Origin of the sequence: Methanohalophilus portucalensis (genome assembly GCF_002761295.1) — an archaeon.
Taxonomy (GTDB): domain Archaea; phylum Halobacteriota; class Methanosarcinia; order Methanosarcinales; family Methanosarcinaceae; genus Methanohalophilus; species Methanohalophilus portucalensis.
The window spans coordinates 134,861-151,348 of the sequence record NZ_CP017881.1 but is presented as its reverse complement, the minus strand read 5'-3'; the positions used below and the strand labels follow the sequence as shown (position 1 = coordinate 151,348).

Annotated in this window: 12 protein-coding genes; 10 read left to right on the top strand and 2 right to left on the bottom strand. The window is 44.1% G+C overall.

What is annotated here, in order from left to right; genetic code table 11:
* Window position 1 precedes the first annotated feature (1 nt).
* Window positions 2-1,369, top strand: coding sequence for a single-stranded-DNA-specific exonuclease RecJ (locus tag BKM01_RS00775; RefSeq protein ID WP_072360751.1), 1,368 nt, complete (start codon window positions 2-4; stop codon window positions 1,367-1,369).
* Between the two features lie 2 nt (window positions 1,370-1,371).
* Here BKM01_RS00775 and BKM01_RS00770 read toward each other — a convergent pair whose 3' ends face one another.
* Both BKM01_RS00770 and BKM01_RS00765 read right to left on the bottom strand, forming a co-directional pair.
* Window positions 1,372-2,130, bottom strand: a complete 759-nt coding sequence (locus tag BKM01_RS00770; RefSeq protein WP_072360753.1) for a DUF128 domain-containing protein — start codon at window positions 2,128-2,130, stop codon at window positions 1,372-1,374.
* 52 nt (window positions 2,131-2,182) lie between these two features.
* The gene (locus BKM01_RS00765) at window positions 2,183-2,914 is read right to left on the bottom strand and encodes a glucose-6-phosphate isomerase family protein (RefSeq protein WP_072360755.1); all 732 of its coding nucleotides are present in this window, start codon (window positions 2,912-2,914) and stop codon (window positions 2,183-2,185) included.
* A 130-nt stretch (window positions 2,915-3,044) separates the two neighbouring features.
* On the opposite strand from BKM01_RS00765, the gene BKM01_RS00760 reads away from it, so the two are divergent.
* The 9 genes from BKM01_RS00760 (at window position 3,045) to thiC (ending at window position 16,455) form a co-directional block, all read left to right on the top strand.
* Window positions 3,045-4,400 (top strand): metallophosphoesterase family protein, encoded by a 1,356-nt coding sequence (locus tag BKM01_RS00760; protein ID WP_072360757.1) that lies wholly within the window; start codon window positions 3,045-3,047, stop codon window positions 4,398-4,400.
* Window positions 4,397-7,066: an AAA family ATPase gene (locus tag BKM01_RS00755; protein WP_072360759.1), complete on the top strand. Its 2,670-nt coding sequence runs from the start codon at window positions 4,397-4,399 to the stop codon at window positions 7,064-7,066. Before BKM01_RS00760 ends, BKM01_RS00755 begins: the two co-directional genes overlap by 4 nt.
* A gap of 89 nt (window positions 7,067-7,155) precedes the next feature.
* Window positions 7,156-7,869 (top strand): DUF7518 family protein, encoded by a 714-nt coding sequence (locus BKM01_RS00750; RefSeq protein ID WP_072360761.1) that lies wholly within the window; start codon window positions 7,156-7,158, stop codon window positions 7,867-7,869.
* Window positions 7,870-7,887: 18 nt separating this feature from the next.
* Window positions 7,888-11,409 carry a chromosome segregation protein SMC gene (gene smc, locus BKM01_RS00745; RefSeq protein ID WP_072360762.1) on the top strand — a complete coding sequence of 1,174 codons (3,522 nt, stop codon included), beginning with the start codon at window positions 7,888-7,890 and terminating at the stop codon, window positions 11,407-11,409.
* Window positions 11,406-12,224: a segregation and condensation protein A gene (locus BKM01_RS00740; RefSeq protein ID WP_072360764.1), complete on the top strand. Its 819-nt coding sequence runs from the start codon at window positions 11,406-11,408 to the stop codon at window positions 12,222-12,224. The genes smc and BKM01_RS00740 overlap by 4 nt, the downstream gene beginning before the upstream one ends.
* Window positions 12,225-12,242: 18 nt before the next feature.
* Window positions 12,243-13,343, top strand: a complete 1,101-nt coding sequence (scpB, locus tag BKM01_RS00735) for an SMC-Scp complex subunit ScpB (protein WP_072360766.1) — start codon at window positions 12,243-12,245, stop codon at window positions 13,341-13,343.
* 95 nt (window positions 13,344-13,438) lie between these two features.
* On the top strand, window positions 13,439-13,990 hold the full coding sequence (locus tag BKM01_RS00730) for a TATA-box-binding protein (protein WP_013038250.1): 552 nt from the start codon (window positions 13,439-13,441) through the stop codon (window positions 13,988-13,990).
* Between the two features lie 10 nt (window positions 13,991-14,000).
* Window positions 14,001-14,918: an S-layer glycoprotein N-glycosyltransferase AglJ gene (gene aglJ, locus BKM01_RS00725; protein ID WP_072360768.1), complete on the top strand. Its 918-nt coding sequence runs from the start codon at window positions 14,001-14,003 to the stop codon at window positions 14,916-14,918.
* Between the two features lie 253 nt (window positions 14,919-15,171).
* Window positions 15,172-16,455, top strand: a complete 1,284-nt coding sequence (gene thiC / locus BKM01_RS00720; protein ID WP_072360770.1) for a phosphomethylpyrimidine synthase ThiC — start codon at window positions 15,172-15,174, stop codon at window positions 16,453-16,455.
* Window positions 16,456-16,488 lie beyond the last annotated feature (33 nt).

The window sequence follows — 16,488 nt, the reverse complement described above, 5'->3', positions numbered from 1 at the left end:
AATGAAAGAACATGCAAGAGAATGTAATACAGAAATACAGAAACACGAATCTGTATATGTAGTATCCCACATTGACGCAGACGGCCTGACTTCTGCCGGAATAATATGTAAAGCCCTGCAACGTGCAGGTATCAATTATGAAATGAGGTTTGTAAAACAGCTGGATGACAATATCATAGAAGACATCGCAAACATAAATCCGCAACTTGCAATCTTCACAGATCTGGGAAGCGGCATGCTGGACAGCATAAATGCAAATGGTATCAATGCAATAGTTTCAGATCATCACCAGCCTCGCGGAGAAGGGAAATATCACCTCAATCCCCATCTTTTCGGTGCTAACGGATCATATCAATTAAGCGGCTCCGGAACAACCTACATCCTTGCAAATGAGATTGGCCAGAATAAAGATCTGGTTGACATAGCCATGGTTGGTGCTATCGGAGACATGCAACACCTCAAAAAAGGGCATTTGACAGGTGTTAACCGCCTGCTACTTGAAGAAGGAGTGAAAAACGGCCATCTGAGTTATGAAAAAGATATCACCCTTTTTGGCAAACAAACCCGCCCGGTCTATAAACTGCTCCAATTTTCTTCTGATCCATTCCTGCCGGGCCTGTCAGGTGACGAGGATGCATGCATAGGCTTTCTCCATGACATGAATATCCGGTTTGGGGGCGATGAACGATGGAGACGCTGGATTGATCTTGAATCTGCAGAAAAACAGAGAATAATATCCGGGGTCATGCAACATTGTATCAAATCCGGGCTTCAACCCTTTAAGGTTGAGAGATTGATCGGGGAAGTTTATGTCCTGCTCAATGAACGTGAAGGAACGGAAATGCGGGATGCTTCCGAATTTTCCACACTGCTCAATGCCACCGCACGCTATGACCATGCAGAGACCGGACTGGCCGTATGCATGGGAGAACGGGGAAAGGCTTACGAGGATGCAAAGAAGCTTCTTGGAGAACACAGGCAAAATCTTGTCAACGGCCTAAAACTTGTGAAAGAAAATGGCATTACACAACTGGACCACATACAATATTTTGATGCAGGAAACAAGATCAAAGAAACGATTGTAGGAATTATCGCCGGTATGAGTATTACTTCTGCAGGGAGACGGGACAAGCCTATAATTGCCTTTGCGGATTCAGATGATGGTGTGAAAGTATCCGCACGGGGAACACAGGACCTTATCAGGAAGGGACTCAACCTATCACAGGCAATGTCAGATGCTGCCGGCTCCGTGAACGGCGCAGGAGGAGGGCATGACATTGCAGCAGGAGCGACAATACCTGCAACGGGCAGAAACGAGTTCCTCAATAAGCTGGATGAAATAATAGGAAGCCAATTCCAGAAAAACTAAAGTTAGAAATAGTCCTCGATTTTGTCCATGGAATTGATATCCATCAGTGTAGACATTGCATTGGTGCGGATATTGATTCCCTGTTCTTTCATAATAGCCATCGGGTTGGTGCCGCCAATAACCACCACACCAAGATGATCACGTTCCACAGGAACATCCAGTACACGGCTGTTGGGATCTCCTACCTCCAGGATACCATTAATCCCAATATCCATCATTCCCGAAAGAACACTGTTGATCTCATCCCTTTTTGCAAGATGGACTTCCCTTAAGTTTGCAAGAATCTTACCCGAACCGGTCTGAAGCATTCGGGTTACAGAAGTAATGTCCTGCGACATGAGCACTTCTAGAGGATCGATTGTGGTGCTGGTATAGGTCAGGACATCAGTAAACCTTACGGGCAGACCATTGCGTATCTGCACAACTCCCCCGAATTTGGGATTTGTCATAATTCCCGATTTTAGCAAGACCCCGTCTATGGTCATACTACACATTGTAGCGATGCCTACCTTCCCCTCCGGTATGGTTAGATCACCTATGACGTCTCCGCTTTCCAGGACCTTTAAGAAAGGACTTACTGAAAGGCCGCTGTTGGAAGTAAGCTTCAAAAACTCCAGTACATCGACAATATCATCCGCATCAGCAATGGAGAGGTTGACAATTATATCCCCCTCCATACTTTTTAAGTCCAGTGTGGTCCTGAACATAAGGTCTTCGATCTTTGAAGACGTGAACTGCACAACACCACGTTTATCCTGCATTGATACACCCTTAAATCGTTTTTATGGAAAATATACACAATCGCTTATATGTTTACTCATTGATAACCTGACTGAAAATATCAGTATACTTTTCAGGCACTGTCAGGAATTCCAGCCGGGAAAGATCTTCAACCAATCCGTACATATCCTCTTTCCTGAAAAGGCCGAATTCAGGCACATCCATAGGTTTAACATGACGTATTTCAGGCACCTTAGAGTATGCAGAATTCTTTATAAAACCATCTTCAAGTAAATAATAGGCACCGCCTTTTTTGTTTCTTACAGGCTCATACACCGAGGAAAAATCACGACATACCCAGTTGGCCATTTTGAGGGTTGAATCCGATGCATTGATTGTAATATGACCGTACCCGGGAGGCACAACCACCACGTCCATTGCGCTGGCTTCCACAACCACAACATCCTCAACCTTACCATCATTAACTTTCTGGAGAAGATAGGTGGCACTGCCTTCATGTACCTGATAAACCTCTGCATAGGAAAGATTGCTGCCCGGCACCTGCGGATGATAATGACCGGCTGTTTTTACATATTCCACTCCCAACATTGCCGGAGGTATTATTGTGATATCATACCTGAGGTTATGTGATTTTATTTTATCAAGATCGCCAGGGTTTTGGGAAAGGTCCCTGTACATATAATAGAGCTCTTCATTTTCCCTTCCTTCAAGCCATTTTTTGTCATAAACAACTTCAGCCATATCATAAAGCATACGTACATCTGGTACCCTTTCAACCCCACCGAAAATAATTTCATTTGACATTATCATACTCCTTCAGGACTTATTCCCCTTTTAAGCTGCCAGCGGCAATATTAATAAACAAAAGAATTTAAAACTTTCCTCCAGTGCCTTTTTAAATAGAGGCTGACATTATGTTGAAAGGGATGCTGTAATGGATAGAGAAATCAGGTTAATACATACTGCTGATACACATATTGGTTATCGGCAATATCACAGCGATGTACGCCGGCGGGATTTTCTGGAAGCCTTTGAAAAGGTAATTGATGATGCCATTAACATGAAAGTCGATGCTGTAATTCATGCCGGAGACCTGTTCGATTCCCGCAATCCCACCCTGGAAGACATTCTCGAAACAATTCAGATAATGTCTAAATTAAAAGTAGCCGAAATCCCCCTGCTGGGAATTGTGGGTAATCATGAAAGCAAACAGCAAACACAGTGGTTAGATCTGCTGGAAAACATGCGTCTGGTCAGGCGCCTGGGCAACAGCCCTTTTATGGCAGGCAATATTGCGATTTATGGTATAGACAGTATCCCCCGACCAAAGATACAGTCTTTTGACTACTCCGTTTTTGAAACCACCCAGGAAGCTACACATAATATCCTTGTAATGCATCAGCTAATGAAACCATTTCCTTTTGGAGAATGGGATGTGGCTGAAGTAATCCATTCATTCCCCTGTGCACTGGATGCAATATTGCTCGGGGATTATCACAAGTATGAAAAAACAAAGGTGGAAAATACATGGGTTACCTACTGTGGAAGCACAGAAAGGAACAGTGCTGCAGAGGAAGAACCCAGAGGCTATAATGTAATCACTGTTTCACAAAATGACATTGATATAGGCAGGCGACAGATAAATACGAGAGAATTTTTGCACATAGCCGTGGACATCAAGGATGAGAATGATGCATACCGTGATATTTTCAATACGATCCGCGAATATGATGTGAAGGAGAAAGTCGTTTTTATTGAATTAAAAGGCAATTCACAGGTAGATATTGCCTACAGTGAGATAGAAGAATTTCTTGATAAGCAGGGAGTACTGGTCAGTCGCATATCCGATTTGCGAAACGATCGCCCTGACGAGACTGAAAATCAAACTGAAATAATATTTTCAGATCCCGACATTGCTGCCCGGGAAGAAATCAAGAAAATGGACCTTACAGATGCAGGCCTGTTGATTGATGAAATCATAAGGGACCTGTCCATACCTAAAACCACCATCGACCACAAAACAGAAGCTTCTATAGCAACGATGATAGAACAAACGGATTTCAGCCAGGAAATTCCTTTAAACATTCACCGGCAAAAACAAGTTGAAAATAACCGGAAAGAAGAGCCATCCCAAAAGGAGGAACCTGTTTTCGCTGAAAAGGGAGAAGATAAAAAATCCCGGCCTCCAGGGAAGAAGAAAAAGGAAACCGATGCAGTGGACAAGGATGTTGAGCAAAAACCACAGAAAACAAAGGTTCCACGACAGTACAATCTGGGGGATTATCTTTGAGATTTAAGCGGCTTAAAGTGAAAAACATACGCAGTTACAGTGATCTCGAGATTGATTTCAACGATGGGGTAACTGTGGTTTCGGGAGTCAACGGAAGTGGAAAATCCAGCCTTCTTGAAGCCTGTTTTGTGGGACTGTTCGGTCACAGGGGTATACCAAAAGATTTCGTACTTGCAGACCTGGTGCGCAAGGGATGTGAAGAAGCTGCAATTAATCTCGAATTTGAGCACAAGGGACAGGAGTATGCTGCAATCCAGGAATTTCGCAACAATCCCGAAACAGGCAAAGCCTCCACCACCAGATCTTATCTGGAGATAGACGGGGAAGTAGTTGTAAACCAGGCCACACAGACGTATGAGTCCATTCGAAATCTGCTGCGCATGGATGAGGAAGCCTATAAGAACTGTGTATATATCAGGCAGGGAGATATTGACGTTCTCATCAATGCCCGCAAAAAAGACAGGCAGAGGATGATAGATGACCTTTTGCAAATAGGCAGGCTGGAAGAGTACCGGGAGAGGGCAAAAAGTGCCAGGACCGGTGTGGGGAGACATATCACTGAAACTCATGCCCGGATTAAGGACCAGCAGGAAGAGATTGAAGCAATCGATGCAACCAAACCCGTTGCCAGGAAAAATCAGTTGAATACGGATTTGAAGCAATTGCAACAGGAAGTTGCGAATCTGGAGACGATGCGAGACAGAACCAGCACTCGTATCGAAAAGGATCGCCAGCACATCGAGCAATATACCAGAACCCAAAAGCAGATCGATGAACTGGACAGGGGAATAAGCGGACTGGAAAAACGGAAAAAAGAAGCTCTCACATCCCTGGAAAGTAAAAGGAAGGAGGGAGACAGGCTCCACAAATCCATTCTGGAAATTGAAAACAAAATACAGGAATTATATGATTATTTCGGACTTGACGAAACCACAGATGTGGACAATTTCACTGCCCGTACAGAAAAAGAAGAGCGGGATGCCTATGAAAAAATCAGTCAAATAAAAAACAAACAGGGCCTGAAACTACAGGAAAGGGAAAATTCACAGAAAGGCCTGACTGAAACAAAACAAAATCTCAGTGCACTGGAAGAAGCAATCAAAAAAAGATCCACTCAGGAAAAGGGTCGGTTAAAGGAAATAGAGGAAATCAACCAGGAGTATTCGGTGCTGGAAGACGAGATCGGGAAACTCCTTGAAAATGCCCAATCAATGGGTTTTGACCAGGGGAAACTGGACAATCTGGAGGAATTGGAAGACCTGCTTTTGAACAAGCAACGTCATCTCCATGGAAAAGAAAAAGAAGTCAGAACCCGGCTAGACCAGATCTCAAAAACACTCACAGAACATAGAAACCTGCTGGAAAAAGGAGCCTGCCCCACATGTGGACAGGACCTGCAGGGCTCGACCATTGCCAATGATACAAAGGAGGAAGAATTACAGAGAAAAGAGCTTGAGGAGCAATTGGGAAAACTTACCCAGGATACACAAAGGGCTGAAGAGAAAATTGCCACCTTAAAAGAGGCAGGCAAAATAAAAAAACAGGTCGATGAAAAAAGACAGAAGCAATTGCTTATAAATCAAAAACAGGAAAACCTGACCTCCTACAATGAGGAATTGAAGAAACAAAACCAGGAGGATGAAAAGAAAAAACAGGAATTTTCAGAAAGGATAGGGAAAATTGAAAAAGACATTAAAAGAGCCGAAGATGAAATAAAAGAAATACAGCAAACTGTAAACACTGCCACTGAGCATCATAATAAAATAAAAGAAAATCTTGAAAGTGCAAAATACCTGATAAAAATAAGACATGATCATACACAAATGCAGAGTGATCATCAACACCTGAAAACAGGTATTGCGGATATTCAGGAAAATGTGCGTTTCATTGATGAACAGATAGCAGAGAAAAAAAGGAATAAAAAGCAACTTGAAAACGAACTTGGCAAGGAAAATATCGAAAAACTGGAGAAGAAATTGCATGAGTTCCAGCAAGCTTATCAAAAAATAATCGGGGATATTGAAGAAAAGAACAAACAAAAAACGGGTCTTTTAAAGGAAATAGGGCAAATCGAAACCAACCTCAAAAGGAAAAAAGCGTTGCAGGAAAAACTAAAAGTATTCAATAACCGGGAAAAGTATCTCAAAGCTGTAAAAAGTGATGTAGAAAGCCTGGAAGATATGTACATGAGATTGCGTGCAGACCTGCGTACACGCAATATTGATGCACTGGACAGATTGCTCAATGAAATCTTTTCCTTTATGTACACCAATAATGCCTACTCACATATACAGCTGGATACTGATTATGAGCTTACCATCTATGAAAAGGATGGGACTCCACTGGAACCCAAATTGTTGAGCGGTGGAGAGCGGGCGATCTTTAACCTTGTTTTAAGATGTGCTATTTACAGGTTGCTTTCAGAAGGACTGGCCGGCGGGGAATACCGTAATGAAATGCCCCCTCTGATCATGGATGAACCCACTGTGTTCCTGGACAGGGGACATGTGCACCAGCTTTTAAAGTTAATAGATCTCATGAGGGACATGGGAGTCGGCCAGATACTGATAGTATCCCACGATGAAACCCTTATCGATTCGGCTGATAATGTATTTGAAGTCCAGAAAGATCCCACGACAAATATATCTTCCATTATTGCGCAATGAAAGCATATAAGAATAATTTAAATAGAATATTTATAAGAATAAATAAATCATATTCATATTGAGGGAATGAACGTTTTGCGAGGAATTGGATGGAATCCGGGCAGAGAGATTTAATTATTGAACGTCTTGAAAAGCAGATCAGGAACAAAGAAGAGGAAATATCCGATATCAAAACAAACCTCAAGAGTTCTATTATAACAGAACTGCGGGAAGAATTGAGAAATGATATGGATATAAACAAGAGGCTGGTCGAACTTGAGCAACAGGTCAAGGAAATTTCTACAAACATAAATGGAATCCTTGAGGAACTCCTGGATCAGAAATCGCGTATCCGGGAAATGGAACAGGCAAACAAACAGCAACCCGGTGAAAGGGAGTCCGATGCATGGAGCAAATATGAAGAAGAAACAGCCAGTCCGGATGCTTATAACGAGGAAAAGGAGCCTGTAACCCAACCTGCAGAAACCAGTAACGATACCCCTGAGAGATCCCGGTCTTCCCCCGAACAAAAAAGAAAACCTCGTATGCATTTCCAGATCAGGGATGTCGATAAAATGATGCCTTCTGAGAAAAATCAGGAAAATGAGGTTTCTGAAGAGGAAAAAGATGAGTACATCGTTGCTGAAAGTGAGAATCGCAAAGTGGAAAAGACCATCAAGCCAGAAACCCAGAACGAGAATTGTGAATACATAATTGCCGGTGATAAGGGACCTCTGGAAAATAAAAGTGAATGTGAATACGAAACTGTCGAAAACAAAGATGAGGATTCTGAAATAATCGTCAGGAAGAAGAAATCGTTCTAAAGCCCAAAGAGGATTGGCGTGTATATAAAAAAGATAGAATTTCTGAATTTCAAATCATTCGGGAAAAAAGTAAAAATCCCTTTTTTTGATGATTTCACAACTATTTCAGGCCCCAACGGAAGTGGAAAATCCAATATAATTGATGGTATACTTTTTGTCCTGGGATTGTCCAGCTCCCGCACATTGAGAGCGGAAAAACTTACCGACCTCATATATAACGGGGAAAAAAGCAAAAATCCGGACAATGCCCAGGTTACCATCTATTTTGATAACAAGGACAGGGAACTTCCTGTTGACAACGATGAAGTTGTGATTAGCCGGAAGGTGCGTAGTACAGACAGCGGTTACTACAGCTATTTCTACTTCAACGGCAAATCGGTAAGTCTTGGTGATGTACATAATTATCTTGCAAAGGCAAGGGTCACACCCGAAGGATACAATGTCGTAATGCAGGGAGACGTCACAAGAATCATCACAATGACCGCCGGGGAGCGACGCAAGATCATAGATGAGATTGCCGGGGTAGCAGAGTTTGACAATAAGAAGGAGAGAGCACTCAATGAACTTGAAGTTGTAAGGGAGCGCATTGAACGGGCAGATATCCTGATAGATGAAGTGGACAAGCAAAAGGAAAAGCTTCAGGGAGAACGTGACCAGGCTGTCAAATACCAGTCCCTCAAGGAAGAAAAGATGAAGTTTGAGGGTTTCGTGCTGCTTTCTAAACTCAAGGATGCAAAAACCGAACTTGAAGGAGTCGGTCAGGAATACGACGCCCAGCAGGAAAAATTGGAAGAAATCTCCTCAGAACTTAAACAGAAAAAAGATGTCCTGGAACAAAGGGAAGAAGAATTACGCTTACTTAACCAGCGCATCCAGAAGATGGGCGAAGATGAGCAGATCGAGGTAAAAAGGCGAATTGAAGAGATTCGTGGAGAAATCTCGGGATGCAGCGATCGTATTGAATATGCAGGTCAGGAAATCGATGAGATCGATGCCGCAAGACGCAGGTTTTTCCTGGAAATCGATGAATCAAAGGGCAAGGTAGATGGCATCGAAGAAAAGATTAAGGAACACAGTTTCCAGAAGGAAACCCTGCAATCGGAAATTTCTGAAAAACGTACCCAGAGGATGTTACTGCAGAGCAAAATCGCCGATGTGGATGAAAAATTTGCGCGAACAAGGGACGAACTTTCTGCAAATAAGGACGAACTGGAACAGCTAAAAACCCAGAAAAACGAGCTCATGCGTAACGAGGACAGGCTGCTGGATTCCCTGCGTCGCAAATCTTCAGATGTAGCAGAAATAGAAGATGAGATCAGGCAGGCAAAGGAGAAGGCCAAGTCCTCTGAAAGCGATACCAAATCCGTCCAGTATGATATTGACAAACTCAACGAAAAGATAGAAGGGTTGACAAAAGACCTTGATGACCTGGAAAGCAATCGTTCTCAGATAAAAAAGGTTGTCAGTGATCTGGAAAGTGACATACGCAGCAAACAACAGGACTATGCAATGCTTGAAGCCCGTGTGAGGGCAGCAGAGGACACAAGCAGGTATTCCAGGGCAGTAGACGCGGTAATCAAGGAAAAAGACAAACATGGCCTGCCCGGTATTTATGGCACCATAGCAGAGCTGGGAAAAGTAAACCAGAAATATTCAACCGCCCTGGGAATCGCTGCAGGGGGGCGAATGCAGGCTGTCGTGGTGGATACGGACGAAGATGCTTCCCGGGCGATTGCTTACCTGAAACGCCAGAGATCAGGCAGGGCAACCTTCCTGCCCCTGAATAAGATGGAAGCACGCAGGCCCTACAAAAACCTCTCCGACAGGGAAGGTGTAATCGGGTATGCTATTGATCTCATAGATTTTGACCCGAAGTTCGAAGCAGCCTTCTGGTATGTATTCCGGGACACCCTTGTTGTTGACACCCTTGAAAACGCCCGAAAACTGATGGGCGGGCTGCGTATGGTAACGCTGGAAGGTGAGATCGTTGAAAAAAGCGGGGCAATGAGCGGTGGCTCCCAGCGCAAGTCCGGCCTGTCATTTGCAGCATCTGAAAAAGATAAACTTGTCAGGATATCCGAAGAACTTACCAAACTGGAATCACGCAGAAGCAATGCGATCAATAAACTGGATACTACCGAGGGGCATATTTCAAACACCAACAAGGAAATCCAGCAGTATGAGAACGAGATCGCACGCAAACAGATGCAATTCGAGGAGATTGGTAATCGCGGAGAGACTCTTGAAAAGTTGCTCAATAGCAAAGATGAGGAACTCAAGCAGATCGAGGAAGAACGCCAGCAGATGCGAACGGAGATGAATGAGACCGTTGAGAAGAAAGAGCATCTGGAAGAAAGGGAACAATCCCTGCAACAGAACATAACGCAGATCGAGGAAAAACTCGCCGATTCGGAAATTCCCGAGCTCAATAAGCAGGCAGAATCCCTTGATGAGGAACTGCGCCGCCTGGACGGAAGAATAAGGGATATCGACGGACAGATCAACGCTCTTGAACTCGATAAAAAATACGCAACCGAGAAAATGGAACAAAATCGGGAACAAATCGCCCAGATGGATGAGAAAAAGGGCACATTAAAAGAGCGTATAGAAGAACTCAAGAATAAGATCACTTCCCTGGAAAGTGAACTGGAAGAAAAGAAACAACGTGAAGAAGAACTCACAGGTGAACTTCGCGAGCTTCAGGGAGAAAGAGAGAATAAGGAAATGGCCTACTCAACCCAACGTGATGAAGTTGATAGGGTCAAGAGCCGCTATGAGAAGGCAGAGAACCAGAAAATGGCACTTGAAGCCACACTGGATGCCGTGAAGGAACAAATTGAACAGCTCCGCGAAGAGATCGCACGTCGCGGCCTTGAAGAGACTGATGAAGTCCCGGGTTACGAAACCGTGCGTACAAGGATAACTTCGATTGAAAAGGCAATGGAAGCCCTGGAACCTGTGAATATGCGGGCAATCGATGAATATGAGGAAGTGGAGCAGAGAATTGTTGATCTCAAAAGCCGCAGGGCAATCCTGTTCAATGAAAGAGAGCAGATCCTGGATCGTATCGACCAGTATGATAACCTTAAAAAAGAGACATTCATGGAGACCTATAATGGCATCAATGATGCATTCAAGGAAATCTTCAATGAGCTTTCCGATGGTGTCGGGGAACTTGTACTGGACAATGAGGAAGACCCTTTCTCCGGAGGCATGACCCTCAAAGCCCAGCCCCGGGACAAAACCCTGCAGCGACTGGAAGCGATGTCGGGCGGAGAAAAGAGTCTCACTGCCCTTGCATTTTTATTTGCTATCCAGCAATATCGTCCCGCACCTTTCTATGCTTTTGATGAGATCGATATGTTCCTTGACGGAGCAAATGCTGAAAGGGTTGCCAGACGTGTTAAAAAGGCAGCAAGCAATGCCCAGTTCATAGTTGTCTCTTTGAGAAAACCGATGATAGAAGCTGCCGAGCGCACAATAGGTGTAACAATGCAGCAGGATAATATCACAAGTATTACGGGTGTGAAAATACGGTGAACAGTACATCGGTAAAAAACGATGAAATCCCGTTGCTGGAAAACATGGGACAGGGTATTGACCCTGAATTCCTGAAAACCTTGAAGGAACTGGGTGTTGACGAAGAAGAACTGGAATTATCAGATGATGTGCTCTGTGAACCTGTAGAGATCCTCGTAAACCTTGCAAAAAGTGAAAGTATCAATCCCTGGGATATTGATATTGTAGAGATTACGGATAAATTCCTGGAAAAAATAGAAGAAATGAAGATAATGGATCTCAGGATCTCAGGCAGAACACTGCTTTATGCTTCCATTCTCCTCAGAATGAAATCCACAGGTATCATACAGGAAGAAGATGAAGAACCCGATGATGATATACCTGATGATGATCTCGAATTCCAGAATGAAGAAGACTACCCCGTACCCAAATTGCCTATTCGCCGCGCTGCTACAAGACCTGTGACCCTGCAGGAACTTATAAACGAATTGAAAAAGGCAGAAAATGTTGAATCCAGAAGGACCCAGAGGCGACAAAAACGTGTCCTCCACATGGAAGAGGAGCCTACCACTGAAGATGTGCTTGGTATTGCTCATGAGGAAGACATAAAGGGGCGTGTCGAAGACCTGGAAGAAATAATTGAAGAGATTCTGCAGGGAAAAGAAAAGGTCAGTTTTACTGAGATCACAGATCCTATACCCTCCCGTTCAGAAAGGGTAATGACTTACCTATCCCTCCTTTTCATGGCTTCCCAGAGGAAAATCTGTTTGAGACAGGATGAACTCTTCGGAGAATTGTATATATACTCTTATGGAAATAAAGAGCAGCCTGTTTGAAAGGGGTTGGTTTGAAAAATGTCCGACAGGGAAATTGTTGAAGCTGCACTTTTTGCAGCAGGCAGTGCAGTTGAGATACAAAAGCTGCAAAAGATACTTGACAAAGATAAAAAACAGGTCACAAAAATTGTAGAAACCCTAATCCGGGAATATGAAGAAAGGGAAGCAGGGCTGGAGATCGTGGACCTGGGTGAAAGATATGTCATGCAGGTCAGATCAAAGTATTCTGATATAATCCGTCCCTTTGCACCCCGGGAGCTGAATTCTCCCATGCTACGCACCCTTTCCATGATAGCCTATCATCAGCCTGTAGTACAATCGGATATTGTAGATATGCGCGGCAACAAGGCATATGATCATATCCGGGAATTACAAGATCGGGGATTTATTGAAAGCACTCCCCAAGGCAGGACAAAACTACTCTCCACCACCCCTCTTTTTGCAGATTATTTCGGTCTTGAGGACAATAAACCCGAACTTATCCGCAACAAGATGATAGAACTTTCAAAACAACAAAGTGGCAAAGAAGGACTTGACCGCTGGCTTGGACGCAGGTTTGTAGGATTTACCCCAATGCATGAATCCCTGGCACAGATGTGTGGAATCAAAGATTACCGCATGGTAGATGCTTATAATCCCACCGAGGAAGAACGTCAGACCCTTGATACGGTTTACAAAATGGTTATTTCCCGGGGATATAAGGAAGAGGTAGAAAAGCATTATTCAGGAGAGATTATCGAAGTCGGATCCACTACATTTGACGATCTTGCTGAAGCCGTCAATATACTAAAAAGCGAGGGAGATCCGGCCAGGGTAAAGGAAACCCTGGAGCTGCTCGAGGAACTAAAGAATGAATACCGATCAAGAGCCATGACCATAAGTGCCAGGGCCACCCCGGAAACCGAGATGGTGGCACGCATTGTTAAAGATCTGCATATCGGTGTTTCAAAAGATGGAATACTGATTGCCCCGGATTATGAAACAAACACTGCAGGAGAGGAAATCGGAAGGGAAGCGGATATCCTTGTCCCAAGCCATCGTAACCTGGAAGGTGGCCTTATAGAGAGAGTCAAAAGCAAGTATGATGCTGTTATCAAAGGTCTGCGGAAGGCAGAATAAGGTAAAGCTATTTAAATAGGTATTTAAATTAAGAAACTATAAGAATATATAAACTATCTGGAATTATTTGCTTCAATTTCCAAGGACCTGAGAATATGACAGATTATAACATTAAAATAGAAAATGTGGTAGCTTCCACCAAACTTGCCGAGGAATTCGACCTTACAAAGATCGAAGCTGAATTTGAAGGAGCAGAATATAACAAGCAGAAATTCCCCGGTCTCGTATACCGCGTATCAAACCCAAAGGCGGCATTTCTTGTTTTCACATCGGGGAAAGTGGTCTGTACAGGTGCCAAAAACGTAGATGATGTACACACAGTAATTGCGGACATGGCCAAAAAACTCAACGGCATTGGCATAGATACCCTTGAAAAACCGGATATCACCGTACAGAACATTGTCGCCTCCGCTGACCTCAAAGCTGTACTCAACCTTAATGCAATCGCAATCGGACTCGGTCTTGAGAATATCGAATATGAACCTGAACAGTTCCCGGGACTCGTTTACAGGATCGATGAGCCAAAAGTTGTCGTACTGATATTCAGTTCCGGAAAACTGGTGGTTACCGGTGGCAAATCCCCGGAAAACTGCGAAGAAGGAGTAGAGGTAGTAAGACAACAGCTGGACAATATGGGCCTCCTGTAAAGGGAATAACGTGACTGAAGACTACAGGGAAGATGTTTGCATCCTCATACCCACATTGAATGAGGGTGTCACCATCGGCCAGCTTATTGAAGATTTCAATACCGAAGGTTTCGGAAATATTTTTGTTATTGATGGCAATAGCTCTGATGATACACAGGAAATTGCCAAAAGTATGGGCGCAAGAGTTGTTGCCCAGACAGGGAAAGGAAAAGGCCAGGCTGTCCAGGATGCTCTTTCAATGATAGATGACCCTTATGTCATTATGATCGACGGGGATGGAACCTATCTTGCAAAAGACGTTCATTCAATGCTTGAACCACTGGAAACAGGAAGGGCAGACCATGTTATTGGCAACCGGTTTGCAGATTTTGATGCGGGTGCTTTTACAAAACTGAACCTGATCGGCAACAAGATGCTTAATAAATTTTTTAGTATCATTTACAGGAAAAATCTTGTGGATATCCTGTCTGGCTACAGGGGATTCACAAACCAGGCAATCCGGGAACTGGAGCTCCATGAGACGGGTTTTGAGATCGAATCAGAGATTGCTGTTGACAGTATGAAAAAAGAGCATCGCGTAGAAGTCGTTCCAATAGCCTACAGGCCGCGTCCTGATGAAGGAGATACGAAACTCAACCCCCTGACTGATGGTTTTGGGATTGGCAGTACGATCTATAAAATGGCCAAATTTCACAACCCGATGTTCTATTTCGGGATAATCGGTGCTATACTTACTCTTTGTGGCATATTGCTGGGAATCTATGTCGTAAGTGAATGGATGATAGGTATTACCCATATACCAATGACCATCCTGACAGCGTTGCTCATTATTTCGGGAATCCAGATGTTCATATTCGGAATGCTAAGTGATCTTGTAGTATCCCTCCACAGGGAGACAATGCGTACCCTTCGCCGCCAGCAAAGATGAATTTGCCAGAAGGGACCTATAAACAACTTCACTTTACTTTTGAGAAATCATATTTTGTTACTTATATATGATTTATTTTTTGTGCATAAATATCAAAAAACGTTACCTGCATACTTCTAACTAATTATGCATGTGCATCACAATTAGAATAGAAAGCAAACTCAAAACTACTTTACATCAACACAAATTGATTTTTTAATAAGGTTTAAATAAAATATGTACCCATTTCCCATCATTAAAACGAGGTAAAAACATGTCAATCGTAACAGATGCCAAGAACGGAACTATTACCGAAGAGATGAAGAAGGTTGCAGAAATCGAAGGTGTTGAGCCTGAATTTGTGCGCCGCGGAATTGCAGCCGGAAGAATCGTTATACCTGTTACCCCCTACAGGGACATCAGAGTGTGTGGTATTGGAGAAGGGCTTACTACAAAAGTGAACGCTTCCATCGGAGCATCTTCCGATATCGTCGATGAGAATCTTGAAATCGAAAAAGCAAAGGCAGCACAGGCAGCCGGCGCAGACACCCTTATGGAACTGGGTACCGGCGGAGATTTCCTCGGAATCAGGAAAAAGGTCTGTGACGCAATTGACCTGTCCGTAGGTTCAGTACCACTCTACCAGGCCTTTATCTCAGCAGCCAAAAGGGACGGTTCCATCGTCCACATGACAGAAGACGACCTGTGGAATGCAACCGAGGAACAGGCAAAACTCGGTACAAACTTCATGGCAATCCACACCGGTGTCAATAATATCGTACTGGACAGGCTTAAAGCTCATGGCCGCTATGGCGGACTTTGCTCCCGCGGAGGTGCTTTCATGAGCTCCTGGATGCTCCACAACGAAAAGGAAAATCCCCTTTACGCGGACTTCGACTATCTCTGTGAAATCCTCAAGGAACACGAAGTCACCCTTTCAACAGGCAATGGAATGCGTGCCGGTGCTATCCACGATGCAACCGACCGTGCACAGATCCAGGAACTGATCATCAACTCCGAATGTGCCCAGAGGGCCCACGACGAATATGACCTCCAGGTTATTGTAGAAGGTCCTGGCCATGTTCCACTGGACGAGGTGGATATGAACGTCAAACTCATGAAGTCCATGAGTGACCACAAGCCATTCTACATGCTCGGCCCACTCATCACCGATGTTGCTCCGGGACGTGACCACATCGTCACCGCAATCGGTGCATCCCAGTCCGCAGCCGCTGGCTGTGACTTCCTGTGCTATGTAACCCCCGCAGAGCACCTTGCCCTGCCAAATAAGGAAGATGTTATCGAAGGTGTCAAGACATCCAAGATCGCAGCCCACGTAGGTGATATGGTCAAACTCAACAAGCGTGATCAGGATCTTGCAATGGCAAGGGCACGCCGTGAACTTGACTGGGAGAAGATGTACAGTCTGGCACTTGACCCGGAACTTGCACGTGATGTCAGGAACAGCCGTGCACCGGAAGACACAGATGCATGTACCATGTGCGGAAACTTCTGCGCCCTGAAGATCGTAAACCAGAACTACGATCTTGCAAAGTAATATCTCCGGATATTACTTTATCTACTCTCCTTT